The 15,912-nt window shown below is 38.3% G+C and carries 15 protein-coding genes; 5 read left to right on the forward strand and 10 right to left on the reverse strand.

What is annotated here, in order from left to right; translation table 11 throughout:
* The first annotated feature begins 49 nt into the window (after positions 1-49).
* The 3 genes from KDN43_RS05290 to KDN43_RS05300 are packed head-to-tail and all read left to right on the forward strand — an operon-like array spanning position 50 to position 1,744.
* Entirely contained in the window at positions 50-718 is a 669-nt protein-coding gene (locus tag KDN43_RS05290; protein ID WP_238865744.1) for a transposase, read from the forward strand.
* Positions 696-947, forward strand: a complete 252-nt coding sequence (locus KDN43_RS05295; protein ID WP_238868624.1) for a hypothetical protein — start codon at positions 696-698, stop codon at positions 945-947. Before KDN43_RS05290 ends, KDN43_RS05295 begins: the two co-directional genes overlap by 23 nt.
* Before the next feature lie 11 nt (positions 948-958).
* On the forward strand, positions 959-1,744 hold the full coding sequence (locus KDN43_RS05300) for a hypothetical protein (protein ID WP_238865739.1): 786 nt from the start codon (positions 959-961) through the stop codon (positions 1,742-1,744).
* A gap of 106 nt (positions 1,745-1,850) precedes the next feature.
* Here KDN43_RS05300 and KDN43_RS05305 read toward each other — a convergent pair whose 3' ends face one another.
* The 3 genes from KDN43_RS05305 to KDN43_RS05315 form a co-directional block, all read right to left on the reverse strand.
* Complete coding sequence (locus KDN43_RS05305) at positions 1,851-2,159, reverse strand: DUF3408 domain-containing protein (RefSeq protein WP_238868625.1); 309 nt, start codon at positions 2,157-2,159, stop codon at positions 1,851-1,853.
* Positions 2,160-2,635: 476 nt separating this feature from the next.
* Positions 2,636-3,628, reverse strand: a complete 993-nt coding sequence (locus KDN43_RS05310; protein WP_238868626.1) for a hypothetical protein — start codon at positions 3,626-3,628, stop codon at positions 2,636-2,638.
* 209 nt (positions 3,629-3,837) lie between these two features.
* Complete coding sequence (locus KDN43_RS05315; protein ID WP_238868627.1) at positions 3,838-4,170, reverse strand: hypothetical protein; 333 nt, start codon at positions 4,168-4,170, stop codon at positions 3,838-3,840.
* A 165-nt stretch (positions 4,171-4,335) separates the two neighbouring features.
* Between KDN43_RS05315 and KDN43_RS05320 the strand changes: the two genes are divergently transcribed.
* Positions 4,336-4,704, forward strand: coding sequence for a plasmid mobilization protein (locus tag KDN43_RS05320; protein ID WP_238868628.1), 369 nt, complete (start codon positions 4,336-4,338; stop codon positions 4,702-4,704).
* Positions 4,694-5,959 carry a relaxase/mobilization nuclease domain-containing protein gene (locus KDN43_RS05325; protein WP_238868629.1) on the forward strand — a complete coding sequence of 422 codons (1,266 nt, stop codon included), beginning with the start codon at positions 4,694-4,696 and terminating at the stop codon, positions 5,957-5,959. Before KDN43_RS05320 ends, KDN43_RS05325 begins: the two co-directional genes overlap by 11 nt.
* A 489-nt stretch (positions 5,960-6,448) precedes the next feature.
* On the opposite strand, the gene KDN43_RS05330 is transcribed toward KDN43_RS05325, so the two are convergent.
* The 7 genes from KDN43_RS05330 to KDN43_RS05355 all read right to left on the reverse strand — a co-directional run bounded on the left by KDN43_RS05330 (position 6,449) and on the right by KDN43_RS05355 (position 15,894).
* A complete protein-coding gene (locus KDN43_RS05330) occupies positions 6,449-8,446 on the reverse strand; it encodes a glycoside hydrolase family 97 protein (RefSeq protein ID WP_238868630.1) in 1,998 nt (665 codons plus the stop codon).
* Between the two features lie 168 nt (positions 8,447-8,614).
* Positions 8,615-8,734, reverse strand: coding sequence for a hypothetical protein (locus KDN43_RS16545; RefSeq protein ID WP_407681780.1), 120 nt, complete (start codon positions 8,732-8,734; stop codon positions 8,615-8,617).
* A gap of 231 nt (positions 8,735-8,965) precedes the next feature.
* Complete coding sequence (locus KDN43_RS05335) at positions 8,966-9,346, reverse strand: glycerophosphodiester phosphodiesterase (protein WP_238868631.1); 381 nt, start codon at positions 9,344-9,346, stop codon at positions 8,966-8,968.
* Positions 9,347-9,431: 85 nt separating this feature from the next.
* Positions 9,432-10,337 (reverse strand): sugar phosphate isomerase/epimerase family protein, encoded by a 906-nt coding sequence (locus tag KDN43_RS05340; RefSeq protein WP_238868632.1) that lies wholly within the window; start codon positions 10,335-10,337, stop codon positions 9,432-9,434.
* 38 nt (positions 10,338-10,375) lie between these two features.
* A complete protein-coding gene (locus tag KDN43_RS05345; RefSeq protein ID WP_238868633.1) occupies positions 10,376-11,890 on the reverse strand; it encodes a Gfo/Idh/MocA family protein in 1,515 nt (504 codons plus the stop codon).
* A gap of 108 nt (positions 11,891-11,998) precedes the next feature.
* Positions 11,999-13,729 carry a DUF4091 domain-containing protein gene (locus KDN43_RS05350; protein ID WP_080903916.1) on the reverse strand — a complete coding sequence of 577 codons (1,731 nt, stop codon included), beginning with the start codon at positions 13,727-13,729 and terminating at the stop codon, positions 11,999-12,001.
* A gap of 38 nt (positions 13,730-13,767) precedes the next feature.
* A complete protein-coding gene (locus KDN43_RS05355; RefSeq protein WP_238868634.1) occupies positions 13,768-15,894 on the reverse strand; it encodes a glycoside hydrolase domain-containing protein in 2,127 nt (708 codons plus the stop codon).
* Positions 15,895-15,912 lie beyond the last annotated feature (18 nt).

A 15,912-nucleotide genomic window follows, 5' to 3' on the forward strand; every position in this document is an offset into this window, starting at 1 on the left:
TTATCAGATAAAAAAATCGTATTTTGCATCACCTAAAAGAGAAGAAATCATGTTCAAGAAGACATCTGTAAATCCACAATATGACATGTTTTCCACACCTTCCACCCAAATGGGTAAGCGTGAGGCAAAAAAATATGATGATCCTGCGGCGTGGCACAACCGGTTTTATGCAAACGTCACCTCCCAAATAGACGAAACCATATTTGCTCCCCTTTTCAAACAGGGTAACATGGGCGCTCCCAATGCTTCCATACGGGTGATTATCGGAATGTCCATCATCAAGGAGGGTTTTGGCTGTAGCGATGAAGATCTGTTCGATAAATGCCAGTTCGATCTCCTGGTGCGTAAAGCCCTGGGTCTAGTCTCCCTGAGTGATGTTGCACCCTCTATCGATACTTATTATTTACTGAGAAGGCGTATTTGTGAATACGAAAACCGGTATGGTGTAAACCTGATGGAAAAGAGCTTCGAGCAGCTCACTGGCGACCAACTCTCCACCTTCAAGATATCCGGCAAATCTGTCCGTATGGACAGTAAGCTCATTGGCAGCAACATCGCCTGGTACTCCCGTTTCGAGATCATTCACAACACTTTCCGCGGGTTTATCAAGGACCTGGGCGATAGGGGGATGCTTCTTTTGAACCCCAGGCTCAGGAAACAGGTACTTCTATTTTTTAGAAGAAGATGCTCAGAATATGGTTTACCGCTTAAACAGTGAAACTCTCGGCGAGAAAATCTCTTCCCTGGGTGGGCTCATTTATCAGGTTCTTAAACGCCTTGCAGAGACCACTACCGGCTACGACCTTCTTCACCGTGTCTTCCACGAGCAATACGAGGTGGTCAAGGGACAGGCTATCCTTCGTCCCAAAGAGGACATCACGGCCAGGAGCGTTCAAAACCACAATGACCCCGATGCCGATTATCGAAAAAAGGAGACCAGAAGGTAAAGGGCTACAGTGTGAACATCACCGAGACCTGTGATGACACTGATGAACAGAAGGACAAACCCAACCTGATCGTAAACGTTCAGGTGAAACCGGCAAGTGCTGCAGACAATGGCTACCTGAAGGATGCCGTTACCAACATCCAGGAGAAGGTAAGCACCGATATAATAGAGAAAGTCTATGCCGATGGTGCTTATCAATCCCCTGGTAACAGGGAGTTTGCCGATATGAACTCAATTGAACTTATAACAAGCGGATTACAAGGGAGACAATCTAAATATGACCTGGAGATGAAGGAGGGTGAGCTGGTTGTCACCCATATCGAAACCGGAGAGATTATCCCTGCATACAAAACCGGGGATAAATGGAGGATTGCCACCACAGGCAAGAGCAAGTACCGGTATTTTACGAACGAACAGATAGCAACTGCAGAACTAAGACACGAACTCGCGGCTATCCCCGGGCAGGAACAGATGAAAAGAAACAACGTGGAGGCAACCATCTTTCAGTATTGCTTCCATACGAGGAACAACAAAACACGATACAGAGGTTTGCTCAGGCACAAATTATTTACTTTCGCCAGATGTTTATGGATAAACCATGTCCGCCTTGGAAATTATCTGATAACAATAAGTCAAAGAGCGCATGAAAATGGTTTAATAACCGATTTTCGCTATATAAAGACCTCCATAAGGGAGAAACTTTTTATCGTGTTTGATTTTTTACTTCCTTGCTTCTCAAAAATAGGAAATGAAAAATCAACGAATTACTTTTTTAAACTTAAAATTGCCACTATTTAAAGTGGACTCATATATACAAATCTACTTATCTGCCGTTTAAGCCTCTCCCATGCCAACAGGTCAATACATACAATTTCCATAATTCTTACATTTAATACTTTGATTTTTACTTTTGTTCCTTATCACTGTTGAATGTGCTGGCAAGGGAGCGTTTTAGCCCTTCGCTGGCTACACGGGTTATCAGTTCCCTGTTTACAGACAAATGGTCGGCAAGGATATTCGACAATAAGATAGTCGGAGTTATCTCCGGTGCGATATGCTGTAAAGAAGCAACCAGTGTCTGTAGCTTTTCTTTCATACGCACATCGATATATACCGGGGTATAATCCTTTACCTTATGTGCCGTTAGAAAACGACGGGCATAGTCTTCCTCGTCTTTCTTACGACCGGCTTTCCCTTTGGCAGAAGTCGGCATTCATGTACTGTTGTCAAAAATATCGGATACATCAGTTTTCTCATCTTCCGTTTTTCCTTTTTCTATATCTTCACTCATAGGAATTTGTTTTAAATATTTATACTATAATGTTATGATTAACCAATTACATATAGCATACTCAAACATCCCTGATACGGTTGGCTCTGCCCATACCTATAAATCTTCCGGAGGATAAGAAGCATACAACGATATATACTCCCGTTCCGGAATCAGGAGCAAAGTTACCACCTCTCCGATGCCCACGCTGTTTACATAACAGCTTTACCTAACAGGTTGGGGTAGTATGATATTGATTGTCAATACATATCGATTGAGGTATATAATCAAGAAAAGCAAATTTGATAGGAATTATCAAATCGCATATAAATATCAATCAGCTGATATCCAGACAATCATGTGGCATTGGTAAGTAAAAGGAATATTTATGGTCAAAAATGGCAAATAATATTTTTTAACTATTCAGCCGGTTTTTCCCTCATTTGGTCTATCAGGTCGTCTATATCTTCAAGCCCTGTAATACGCTCTTTCTTATTTCGATTACGGCAGTTTAGCAACTGTTGCATATTGATGTAGTGTGTATTATCTCCGTATCTTTCTTTATTGCCATCAGTACGGAAGGATATAAAGTCTTTATTGCCATCGGCAACAGATATCCATGTATCTTTGATATAACCGGAATCCATGAGTTGGTCAAAAAGATAGACCAATGATTTTTGGTTGGTAACCCGTAAAGGTTCATTTAGTTTGCCTTTCAGGAGTTTCTTTAGTTCAGAAACTTTTGCAGATCGGGTAAAAAGTTTTATTTGTTCGATACATTCTGCCAATAGACTATATTGTTTATCAGTTAGTTTGGGCTCATAGGAACGTTTCTTAAACTGTTGTTTGTCTTTAGTAGTAGACTTCGATTTGGTATTTTCAGTTACAGTTTGTTCTTCAACATAAACTTCTTGCTTGTCTGCCACGGGTGCATTGATAGGTTTACTTACTTCAATTTTTTCTTTAGCCTTAACTTCTTTATTAGGATAGCCTGCCAACAGGCGTTCGAGGCTGATAAGGTCTATCAGTTCCCTGAAATAAGGTAAATCAATTTTTGCTAATTCTTCAGCATAGTTAGCAGGAGTTATTTCATTTTGAGGTTTTGTAAATGTTCTGTACTTATGATAAACCTCTTTAGTAATATCATCGTAGAAATCACTATACCAGAGATAGTCTTCCCGCCCATCATGAAAATAGCGGGGCACACTTGCCAAAGGAGGATTATTGCGGATAATATCCAATATCTTGCTTCTTAAAAGAGCAATATCTTCTGATGTAGGTTTTGTATTGGGGTTTACAGATAAAGCCGTTCGATAGTTAACTTGAGAAAAACGATCAATACACTGCCCAACATCTCTAAACTGTAACTTGGCTACATCTTCCTGAATATGTTTATCACTAGACTGGTACATATTCCAAAGATACTAAAAAATCATGAGTGATATTACCCATATTACTAACGGAAGTAGCTAAAGTCGGTTTAGATTAGTGTTATGGGTGGCAAATAAATGCATCCCAATGCATAAATATCAGCAAGTGTTTAACTATCAGAAATAGAGCCTATATTTGTCCGAAGCATCCGCTTAAGGCTGCATTCTAAAATTAAAATAAATGAAAAGATTTATCCAATCAATGCTATCAGATGGCTCTCTTTACCCATGAAGAGCTGGTGGCAATACAGTACCTGTATTGCAAAAGCCGGGCATTCTCTATTTAAGCCCGCCCAGTTCGAATATTGACTATCGTTCAAAAAAGGCAGAAGCTCCCGCTTCTTTCTTTTTTTTCGATTGCCAAAGGAGCAAGGTAATCGCACGGGTAACCCAAAAATCTCTCCGAGGCTTTTTGGATTACTTCCATGCATACCTTGCCCTGCGGGGCTGTGACCACGCAAAAAATAAATCCGGCGTACCTTGAATTTATCTTCTGCTTCAAAATTCGCTCCCGCCGGTCGCATATTTTGAGGTCACCGAACAGCCCTTTTTTATTGCTCCCGATGGTTGCAACGCCAAAAAGCTGTGGGGCAAGCCTACACTTCATCTATCGTTGGTCGCTTCCGTTTCGACTTGCCAGAATACTGGGAAGTATCCAGAGGTATTCCATAACCTGAAAAGAAACGGCTATGGAAAATAAGAAAAAAGATAATAAATTGGTAGCAAAGACTCTCCGCAGAGGGCGCCCAAAGAAAGAGAAGAAGAAACTTTCCGTTTCAATCAATCTTAAATTGACAGAACAGGATTATGATTCCATAAAAGAAAAAGCAGAAAAACTGGGTATGAAGCCTACTCAATATGCACGGGAAATGACACTTAAAGGAGGAATTAAATCACGTTTTACATTGGAAGAACTCGATCTGATGCGAAATCTGGCAGGCATGTCAAACAACCTGAACCAGGTAGCTAAACAAGCCAATAAATCAGGATTTACACAGGTTAGCCTGGAAATAGCACATATTGCCTTTCAAATCAGGGAACTATTAGATGATCGCTAAAAATATCAAAGGAAAATCCTTTAAAGGCTGTGTATCTTATGTTATGAATGATACAGCCACCTTACTCGAAACAGAAGGAGTCTTTGCAGATAGTACAAGAAATATGATCCACAGTTTTGCCATGCAACGATCTGGTAGAAAAGAGATAAAGCAGCCTGTCGGGCATATACCTATATCGTTTTCTCCCGAAGATAAACCTCGAATGACTGATGATTTTATGCTCCAACTGGCAAAAGAATATATGCAGGAAATGGGTATAAAGAATACTCAATATATCATTGTCCGGCATCATAATACCGATAACGACCATCTGCATATTGTGTATAACCGCATTGATAATGGCCTCAAATTAATCTCGGTCAATCAGGATTATAAACGGAATATCAAAATTTGTAAGAAGCTAAAGGATAAATATAACCTGGCTTATGGTAGGGGGAAAGAGAAGGTGAAGCGGGAAAAACTCGATAACCCTGATAAGGTAAAGTATAAAATCCATGATGCCATTAAGACCGCTTTACCTTATTGTAAGAGCGAAAAAGATTTACAAACCGTACTCGGATTCATGAAGATCAAGACGGAATTTAAACTGAAAAGAAATACAAACGAGATAGAAGGTATATCGTTCAGCCTTAACAACATATCTTTCAAAGGCTCTCAGATTGATCGGAAATTCAGCTTTGGAAACCTGAGAAAAGAATTTGAGAAAAACAGACAAATACAAGAAAAGCAGCAGCTAGAAAAGAAAAAACAACAGGAAAGACAGGAGAAACAAGTATCTGAAAAGCCAAAGAAATATGCTCCTCCAACCAAACGTAACCTTGTTCTATTAGGAGTGGAACTGAGTCCCGAACAGGAAAAAGTATTGAAAGCTGGCGGATATATTTTCCTTGAAAACATGACAAATAAGGATGGGAAAAGCAAATTCTCTTCGTATATATTCCTCAATGATGAAAAAGACAGAGTATTTTCCAGCAAGGAAAATCCGGATAGTTTCGTTAAACATGGGAAGTATGAAATGCGTATCAGGGATAAAATACTGGTTGAAAAAGGATATGTCACCCAGGTTAAAGTAAAATGGTACGGTATCGGCACTTTTGCGTATCCGTATCTCTGGAAAGATAATATAGCTGATGTTGAATATAAGGAATCGTGGAATGATCCGAGAGTGCCGAAGGAGGAGAAAACTCAAAGAGAGATTAATAAACGACAGAATATCTCTGATAATCTAAAGAAAAGTAGAGATAAGAGGATATAAAGTGTAATCGCAGATTTTTCCTATTAAATGTAAAAATGGGACTCGATGTTACAGACACATGTAAATAAGTTTCGATAAGTCTGACAATATTTTCTCCTTTCAAACGCCCTCTTGGGCTTTTTGGGAGGGGATTCGAAAAGAAAAAATATTGAAGTGCGCTATATGCGTTGTACATAGCTGAATTGTCAAATCGAATGTTAACTTTTACATATTAAATCTGCGATTATTTTCTTTTTTTATTCTTCTTTTCAATATTTTTTCGTTAAATATGGGATTAGAATAGCTCCTATAAAAACTCCAATAAAACTAAAAATTGTAAGAGATTATATTAAACTTTCTCTCGCAAATAGATTTTAGCCTGGCACAACGAATTAATATATTCCCAATAAATTAGAGCAATAGTATCACCAATCCAAATAAATGACCATTATCAAATTCATATTTTCCAAAAACCTAATCTCTAATTTTTAACTGATTCTTGTTTCTATATCAGGTTTTTATTTTATAGATCCGAGCAATAAAGCCACCCCCTTGTGCCATTTTTATTTTTATTTTCTTATTGGTGGGTATGGAAATAATTTCTCTTTTATAATCTCGGGCTACTTTATTAGCATTTGCTCCGTCTTTGAATATTTCAGCCTGAAATTCTCCCATTCCTAGAAACGACAGATCAAGTTCTAGGTCACGCTCATCCCAATTAGTCATTGCTCCTACATACCATACATCTCCCTTTTGGCGAGCAATCGATACATATTTTCCGATTTCCCCACTTAAGGCGATTGTTTGATCCCATACTGTTGGTGTCTGAGAGATGAAATCTAAACATTCTTTTTCTTTCAAATAATTTGACGGACTATCACACATCATATTCAGAGGAGATTCGAACACTACATATTCAGCTAGCTGGTGACACCGAGTTCCCTGGCTCATCGGTTCGCTGTTCACAGGATGATAATTATCCCTTGTCGCATTGCGCATAGCACCTTGCGTATAATCTACAGGCCCTGCTACCTGACGAATGAAAGGAATGGTAACATCGTAAGTTACCTGATCCGTTTCCAACCCAGACCATTTCATTTGCTCTAACCCATATACACCCTCAAAATTTATTACATTCGGGAAAGTACGTTGTAAGCCCGTGGGCTTGTATGTACCATGGTAGTCGATCAACATTTTATATTTAGCTGTAATTTCGGCTGCTTTGTAGTGAAAATCAACCATCAGTTGATCGTCTCGATCCATAAAATCGACTTTGAATCCTTTGATCCCCATTTCGGAGTAATGCTTGCTAATACCTTCTATATCTTTATTCAATGCATAATATCCGGCCCATAGGATTAGTCCTACACTGCGTTTTTTAGCGTAAGTAACCAACTCGGACAGATTTATATCAGGTATCACCTGATATAAATCTGCGGCAAGATTGACAGACCATCCTTCATCCAAAATAATATATTCTATGCCATTCTCTGAAGCAAAGTCGATATAGTACTTATAAGTATCATTGTTGATCCCTGTCTTGAAGTCTACATCGTACAAATTCCAGTCGTTCCACCAATCCCAAGCTACTTTGCCCGGTTTTATCCACGAACAATCACCTATCTGATTTGGAGCCGCCAATTTATACACCATATCACTATCAACCAACTCTTTATCATTCTCTGAAACGATTATGGCTCGCCAAGGGAATTTGGCAGATTGGTCGAACTTGGCAATATATGATTCTCTGCTTTGCACCTCTCCTTGCAGCATATTGTGTCCACCTTGTTTTACATCTTTAGGATATGGCGCAAAAACGCCGATCAGCGAATTCGACTTATTACCATTGTACAAATACATGCCCGGGTAATCAATCAAATCGGCTTCCACAATACATACTTTTTTCCCGTTGACTCCTTCTACAAGTAGTGGTGAAAACGCTAAACGTTCAGTATCCCATTCCGAAAGCCTGCTATGCGTATATACATTCTCGAATGAATTGTAAAATTGCTTTTCCAATGAGCTTTCCTTGTTTCTCACATAAGGAATATACGCTTTACATTCGGCAGGAAAATTAAATACGACCTGTTCATTTTCGACAATAAAAGGGCTTTTTTTGCTTGTTTCAAAACGGTAGGCAATACCATCATCATAAGCACGGAAAACAATATTATAATCATTTCTGAATTTTAACGTCAACTCATTATAATTATCTTTTATTTTCGCCCTTTTATATACGGGTGCATCTATTATCTGGTCGATGGTCTTTTTCGTACTCCCAGATAGCCCGGGATTTACTCCGAATACTTGACCATCGCCCAAAGTCAGAGAAATAGGCGACTTTAGTAACATAACATCTCCTGCATGAGAAATTTTATATTCAACCGCTTTACCAATAGTTATATCGACTTTTAATTTTCTGTCCGGCGATTCCAGTACAAATTGCTTTTGGGCTAAAGCTGATATGACTATTAGTAAAAATGACAGAGTCAATAAATTCTTTTTCATTTAGCTATGATTTTTTAATCGTTTATTTTTCCGTATTCAATCTTTTGATAATATTTAGTTCTCCCTCGTAATGCAATACGTTTTTCCATCGGGCAATAAAATATCATGGAACCATTCATCGGATTGACTACCATCCGTCAAAGGAGTGTTCCATGCATATATTGTATTTCATTTTCCGGTATATTCTTTTATCATTTGTTGTAGTAGCAAAGGTTTATCCGTAGTAATATAATCTACGTTCATATTTATCACCCTCTTCATCATTTCGGGGTCATCCACTGTCCACACATTGTATACATAAATTCTGTTTGCGAGATTGATTTATTAAATCGGGATTATCAGTGTATGCTGAAAAATGATAATCAATTCCAGTGAATCCTTCTTTTTTTAGCTGCGCAGGCGATGCATCTCCATTCAAATAAGCGATCTTCGCTTTCGGACAAAGGCGAATAAGTTCTTTGCATACATTCATATTAAAAGCGATATACTCTGTACGATCACCAAGCTGATATTTTTCTATTACATTAAGAACCGATTTTTTACCATTATGAGTTTAATTCCGGGACAATTTTTAGCATGAACTAAATATTGTCCCAATGTTGGTATTACCTCATTGTTTTTTAACCTAATATCTCTTAGTTTATCATAAGGGGTTTGTTGTATAACCATTCCATTTAATATATCATCGTGGTTAAGAATCAATACTCCATCGCTCGTAATTTGCACGTCGAATTCCACACCATAGCATCCGGCTTCGTATGCTTTATACAGAGATATAATTGAGTTTTCCGCAGAATTTTCTTTATCCCAAAAGCCACGATGAGCAATAATTTTGGGCTGTGCCATTAAAGCAAAACCGACAAAAAAGAAGAGAAAGGAAGTGAGTATTAATTTTTTCATATGATTTGATTAATTTATGACATCATAGGCTCTTGATACAATTACTTTCTTAAGAGCCTACGATGTTAATCTTTAATTTTAATGTTTAAAACAATTCATCTACTGTTCTATCAAAGTATTCAATACACTGTTTTATATCCGGCACATTATTATCCCAGTTATATTCATATTCGACGGAGAATAACCCTTTGTAATTCAATTCTTTTAGAGTAAAAATCATTTGCTTAACATCTAATATTCCTGTACCCCAAATTACATCATGTTGTTCAGCTTCACCCTCCTTCTTTTCTGCAATATCTTTGAAGTGAAGAGCCATAATACGTTTGTCCACTTTTTTCAAACATTCGATGGGATCCAAACCTTCTCTTTCCCAATGCCCTACATCAGAACACGAACCTATATTCTTGCTACGATTGCCTATTGCGGCAAGCAGTAAGTCGGGATTCCAATAATCAGAGGGTTTGGGATGATTGTGCACCGCAACTTTGATCGCGTACTTTGATGAGAGGTTTTCGACCAGATCCCAATCTTTCAGGGCAGGTTCGCATGTGATATACTCCATTTCCATATCTTTGGCAAAGGCGAACATTTTTTCCCAGTCGGAAGGTTCATCGGTGACAAATACTCCCGTTGAAATGATTTTTACATCTTTCGATGCAGCCAGTTCCTTTACTTTCTTACGGGTATCATTATCCAGTTCGAATCCGAATACTTTGTCGCCGAAATCGGCTCCGAGCTTATGTCCCGGATACACCTCAATATATTTCACTCCCAGTTCTTTTGTTTTATCCAAAGCCTCAGCTAAAGTAAAACGATGGAAGCTATATGACTGCACTGCCAGATACCAACCATTTTGCTCAGCCTTTGCTATACCTTTAGCCTGTATTTGATCTTCTTGCTGGCTGTTTTGATCTTGTTTTGATTTTGACGAACATGCCAATAGGGAGCAAGACAGTAGGCAAACTACTATGAATATTATTTTTCTTATCATTTATCCGTTTTTTGATGTGTTTAAACAATATATTCTAATTATTTAGGCATTTCAGGAAGAGTAAACCCGTTCTCATAAGTATGTTTAATCCATTCGTTTGACATATCTAATGCATTGAATTCAGCAAAACGTCTGTCAAAACGAGGATCACCATCTATTACGGTAAAGTCATCAACAGTTACAATTTTGATCTTATCATTTGGCGAGATATTTGTAAACTTCATATTTTCACCATCCCACAATAATTCACGGTTTAATCCATGTATTCCGGCCAGACGTACCGCCAATACTCCCATTACTACCATTTCGTTGAATGGTCCTGAGAACTGGAAGTTGGAGGATGCTTCAGTCCGATTTTCCGGACTCTCTTTACAAGCCCTGATCCAGTCCTGCTCATGGGCATTTGTATTCCATATATCACCATTGCCGCCTTTAATTCGGGGGATAGTAGCTTTAGGCTGGTTGAAATGCTCCATAGCAGAAAGTGGCAATAATGTAGGATTCATACCATAGCAACCTGTCATTATTTTCCCTTTCGACCCGATGAATATAATCCCACCATTCTCATCTCCCATCATTTCCCCATCTTTCAGTTCTTCCGGGCGAGGGGGCATTAACCCGCCATCATACCAATGTACTTTTACTTCAGGCATTGCTACCTTAGGTAGATTGTCGCGGGCAGGGAAAGTATATGTCACCACTTCGGCATGAGGAGGGGAATAAATATTACTCAGTGTAGAACTCCCTATTACGCTTGTCGGGTATTTAAGGTTCAGTGCCCAGTAAAGAGGATCCATTATATGGCAGGCCATGTCACCCAGAGCTCCTGTACCGAAATCCCACCATCCGCGCCAGTTCCATGGGGTATATACCGGATTATAGGCACGTTTTTTAGCAGGGCCGAGAAATAAATCCCAATCCAGTGTTTTAGGCACTTTTACCAAACCTTTGGGTTCCTGTAGCCCCTGCGGCCAGATAGGGCGGTCTGTCCAGCAATGTACTTCGGTTACTTCACCGATTACTCCTGCCTGTATCCATTCGGCGACTTTTCTGCAATCGTCAAAGGAATTTCCCTGGTTACCCATCTGGGTAGCCACTTTGTATTTTTTAGCCAGTTTAGTTAGCAACCGGGATTCGTATACAGAGTGAGTCAATGGTTTTTGCGTAAAGCAGTGCTTGCCTAATGTTATGCCATGAGCCGTTACTCCTGCATGTGTATGGTCGGGCGTTGCTACCATAATGGCATCTATGGATTTGCCCATCTCTTCGAACATTATCCTCCAGTCTTTAAATTGCTTGGCTTTGGGATAATCGTTGAATGTTTTGGAAGCATATTTCCAGTCCACATCGCAAAGAGCCACAATATTTTCGGTTTTCATATTGGCGAGATTGCGACGACCAATTCCTCCTACGCCGATCCCGGCTATATTCAACTTATCGCTAGGCGCTGTATAACCAAACGATTTACCTAACACCATACTCGGTACAATTGTTAAACCAGCAGCGGTCATGGCTCCGGTTTTTAAAAATTTCCTTCTCGATAAATTTTTCATGTTCAATATAATTAAGGTCACAGACCTATTTGTTAATTTTGCAACTATAAAAACAACAGATAGTTGCAATTTTTAAATGTTCGATTAAATATTAACTGTTACTTATATTTATTTGCTAAGAGACTCTAAGATTTCCTTTCTCATTTTTCTGAAATTGGGGATTGTATTATTGTATTCGGCATAAGATATAACAACCTTATCTACAATGTCCTGAGCTTTTAACGGATTCTTCTCCCTCAACATCTTTAATAATTCATAGTCATAGATGCCATCTCTCATTGCCGACAACCTGATGGATGGATACAATTTTCCATATCCGGGATAAACGATGTAAGAATCGCCTCCAGGCCAGTCGTGAGTAAGGTTGGTCGTTTCCTTATAAGGATCAGCCGCAGTGGTCCATGAATTACCTCCCCAATGCAAATAGCCGGAAGCTTGGTATTTGAAATTAATCCAGTGCATGATTCTCATCTGGATCAGAGGTAACTGGATAAAACGGTTAGCATAATTACCCTGCGGTCCAGTACAAGTGTAGATCCAGACTTCATCTCCTTTGTCTATCAATGGTTTAAATATGGTGTCATAATTAGATCCAAATACATTTACCTGAGGAATCCAAATGTCAATACCATCATCAATACCTTCAGAAGTTAATACAGCCTCTAAGATTTTTACTCCTTCCATATGCTTCCTTACAAAAGTGCTTATTTCCGAATAAGATGCTGCGTTGGCGATAACAGGCTCGTCTCCGATGTGTTGTAGATATCTATCATACCAACCGTTGTCTTCTAAATATTTTCTGAATACAGGCAGAAACTGAGAATAGAATATCTGGCTTCGCTGATCGGAAAGAGGCAAAAGTCGAATTGAAATTTCGTTGCCTTCAAGAATAGGAACATATACTCCGAAAGGAGCTTCTGATTCACCGAACCGATAACCAAGATGTGCACCTTCGATTCTTGTCAACGCCCCTAATTCTTCAAAAATACGCAACTCTTTATCGAAATTATCGAAATCGAAACTATACACCCCATCAGCAGACAGACTGAATTTAATATTATCAAATAGACTTATATAGTGGGTATTATTCTTGTACTCTGCCGATATCTTAGCAAATTCCCGAACTAACTGCCAATAAAAATCAGAATATCTGGTTACCGGAGTTCCATTGTTCATATACGCCAATGTTTGGCTGTCCATAAAGTACCAGTTTGTTGTTGATAGTGAAATGTTATCTACTACCACCGGGTATACTTTAATAAAAAATGGCTTCTCCTCTGATATTTGTTTCCCATCGATAGATCCGGAAACCCTCATTGTTCCTTTATAGATTCCTGCAGGCGTACTCTTTGGAATTTCGGCGGTTATCCAAAAAGGCTGAGCCTCATAAGACTTAAATCCTGGTTCATCTAACGGGAACATAGGATCAGGATATTGATCGGTGGGTGACTTTATGATTACATTAGATTCTAAGATAAAGCGATTAGTAGATCCTACATACCCAATTTTTTTAATCGTAGCATCTAGACTTGCAGAATGCTCTGTATGATTTATCTTTACATTTATCTGAGGATCTTTTAATTGATCAAAGGGCTTCACTACCAATTGAATTGTTGCGTATTCTCCCTGCGCCACATACAAAGTATCGGCTTGATTTTCTAAAGACTGTTTAGGAAGTACCTTTTCCAGGGGATCTATTTGATAAATATGAAGAACCTTGGCAGGAGTTGAGTCTAGAGTATTGTCACATTGATGTCCATAAGCAAAAAGTGAATTCGTTATTATAGCTAGAAATAGGTACATCAGTCGATATACTATGTTCTTATTTTCGTTACACATAAATGTTTTATTGCTGATTAGTTAATTCAAATAATTATTTACTCACTAAGAGATTCCAATATTTGTTTTCTCATATTTCTGAAATTGGGAATCGTATTGTCGTATTCTGCATTTGAGAAAACAACTTTATTTACGATATTCTGAGCCGCTGCTGGATTTTTTTGATCTAGCATCTTTAACAGTTCATAATCATAAATCCCATCTCTCATTGCCGACATTCTGATAGATGGATACAATTTTCCATATCCCGGATAAACGATGTAAGAGTCGCCTCCGGGCCAGTCGTTAGATAAGTTAGTCGTTTCCTTATAAGGATCATCAAAAGCAGTCCAGGAATTACCTCCCCAGTGTAAATACCCGGAAGCCTTATATTTAAAATTGATCCAGTGCATGATTCTCATCTGAATCAGAGGTAATTGAATAAATCTATTTACATAATTACCCTGTGGCCCGGTACAGGTATAAAACCAAACTTCTTTTCCCTGATCAATCAATGGCTTAAAGACAGACTCATAATCTGACCCAAGGGTATTTACCTGAGGAGTCATAATATCAATACCATTCTGAATGCCATTTGTGGTCAGGATAGCCTCTAATATCGGCACTTCTTTCATGTGTTTTTTTACAAAGTCACTTATTTCCAAGTAAGATTGAATATCCGAATTACCGGGCTCATCTACAATATGTTGCATATATATATCATGCCAACCTCTATCTTTTAAGTGTTGTTTAAGTGCCGGAAGAAATTGATTATAAAAATCCTGACTTCGTTGATCTGAAAGGGATAATAATCTGATTGAAATTTCACTGCCATCAAGAATAGGCACATAGACCCCTAAAGAATTAGTGGGTGCACCAAATCGATATCCTAATTGACCACCTTCTATTCTTTTTAACGCCCCTGCTCGCTCGAAAATTAGTAATTCTTTGTCAAAATTATCAAAATTGAAACCATATTTTCCATTGGAAAGTGTAAATTGAATATTGTTAAACAAGTTTATGAAGTGAACATTATTTTTATATTCGGCAGATACTTCAGCAAATTTGCGAACTAATTGCCAATATAAATCAGAGTGCATATCTACTTTTGTTTTATTATTCATATAGGCGAGTGTCGGACTATCCAGGTAATACCAATTGGTTGTTAATAATGATATTTCTCGGACTGCCACCGGATATACTTTAATATAAAACAACTTTTCGGTAGAGACTGACTTCCCGTCAATAAACCCCGCAACCTTCACTACTCCTTTATAAAGGCCACTAGGTGTTTCCAAAGGAATATGTGTTGTTATCCATAAAGGTTGAACGCTATAAGATTGGTAACCAACCTCATCTATCGGAAATATGGGATCCGGGTATTGATTGGTCGATGACTTTATAATTACGTTAGATTCTAAAATGAAGCGATTAGACGCTCCTACATAGCCTACTCTTTCGATTTTAGCATTCAGGCTTGTGGAATTTTCTGTGTGATTGATCTGAACATCGATGTTACGATTATCTATTTTATCGAAGGGACTAATAACTAATTGTAACGTTGCATACTCTCCTTGTGCTACATGTAGGATATTATCGACATCGACTTCCAAAGACTGGTCAGGGATAACTTTCTCTAATGCGTCTATTTGATAAATATGAAGTAATTGTTCCAGACTCGGAGCAATCAATATTATTGATTTGCTTTTGTCAACCTCAACCCTTTCTGCTGTTTCATTTATTTTAATCGGAAGCGCATATTGTTTCTGGCTAAGATTCAACTTCTTTATTTGATCCCGATACAATGTTGTTTGTAACTGTTGAGCCTTGTCACTGGGCTTAAATTTTACCATTAATTGATTCATATTATAACATGAACCCGGTAAGAGATCAAAATTGGTACTATGAAGCGTATTGTAATCTTTCAGTTCTTTTTCGGATAAAACAGACAGATTTACTTCGATTTCTTTACTTGAATTGCCATCTTTCGCCAATCCTAAATGGAAAATAACCTCTTCCTGCGGAATGTCGACAAAGACATCAGTTACTCCATATTGTGAGAACGAGATTTTTACCGCTTCCTCTGTAATGGGGTCATCTGTATCGCTTTTACAAGAAAAGTTCAGGATGACTGTAATCATCGCTACAAACAAAAACAATAATCTGTTTTTCTTATTCTTGTGCATATTATTCAATTAAAATTA

The organism is Proteiniphilum propionicum, assembly GCF_022267555.1.
Classification (GTDB): Bacteria; Bacteroidota; Bacteroidia; order Bacteroidales; family Dysgonomonadaceae; genus Proteiniphilum; species Proteiniphilum propionicum.

Bases quoted from the DNA above. Each gene is read 5' to 3' on its own strand.
- KDN43_RS05290 (WP_238865744.1), top strand. From the start codon at position 50: ATGTTCAAGAAGACATCTGTAAATCCACAATATGACATGTTTTCCACA.
- KDN43_RS05295 (WP_238868624.1), top strand. From the start codon at position 696: ATGGTTTACCGCTTAAACAGTGAAACTCTCGGCGAGAAAATCTCTTCC.
- KDN43_RS05305 (WP_238868625.1), bottom strand. From the start codon at position 2,159: ATGCCGACTTCTGCCAAAGGGAAAGCCGGTCGTAAGAAAGACGAGGAA.
- KDN43_RS05310 (WP_238868626.1), bottom strand. From the start codon at position 3,628: ATGTACCAGTCTAGTGATAAACATATTCAGGAAGATGTAGCCAAGTTA.
- KDN43_RS05315 (WP_238868627.1), bottom strand. From the start codon at position 4,170: ATGCGACCGGCGGGAGCGAATTTTGAAGCAGAAGATAAATTCAAGGTA.
- KDN43_RS05320 (WP_238868628.1), top strand. From the start codon at position 4,336: ATGGAAAATAAGAAAAAAGATAATAAATTGGTAGCAAAGACTCTCCGC.
- KDN43_RS05325 (WP_238868629.1), top strand. From the start codon at position 4,694: ATGATCGCTAAAAATATCAAAGGAAAATCCTTTAAAGGCTGTGTATCT.
- KDN43_RS05330 (WP_238868630.1), bottom strand. From the start codon at position 8,446: ATGAAAAAGAATTTATTGACTCTGTCATTTTTACTAATAGTCATATCA.
- KDN43_RS05335 (WP_238868631.1), bottom strand. From the start codon at position 9,346: ATGAAAAAATTAATACTCACTTCCTTTCTCTTCTTTTTTGTCGGTTTT.
- KDN43_RS05340 (WP_238868632.1), bottom strand. From the start codon at position 10,337: ATGATAAGAAAAATAATATTCATAGTAGTTTGCCTACTGTCTTGCTCC.
- KDN43_RS05345 (WP_238868633.1), bottom strand. From the start codon at position 11,890: ATGAAAAATTTATCGAGAAGGAAATTTTTAAAAACCGGAGCCATGACC.
- KDN43_RS05350 (WP_080903916.1), bottom strand. From the start codon at position 13,729: ATGTGTAACGAAAATAAGAACATAGTATATCGACTGATGTACCTATTT.
- KDN43_RS05355 (WP_238868634.1), bottom strand. From the start codon at position 15,894: ATGCACAAGAATAAGAAAAACAGATTATTGTTTTTGTTTGTAGCGATG.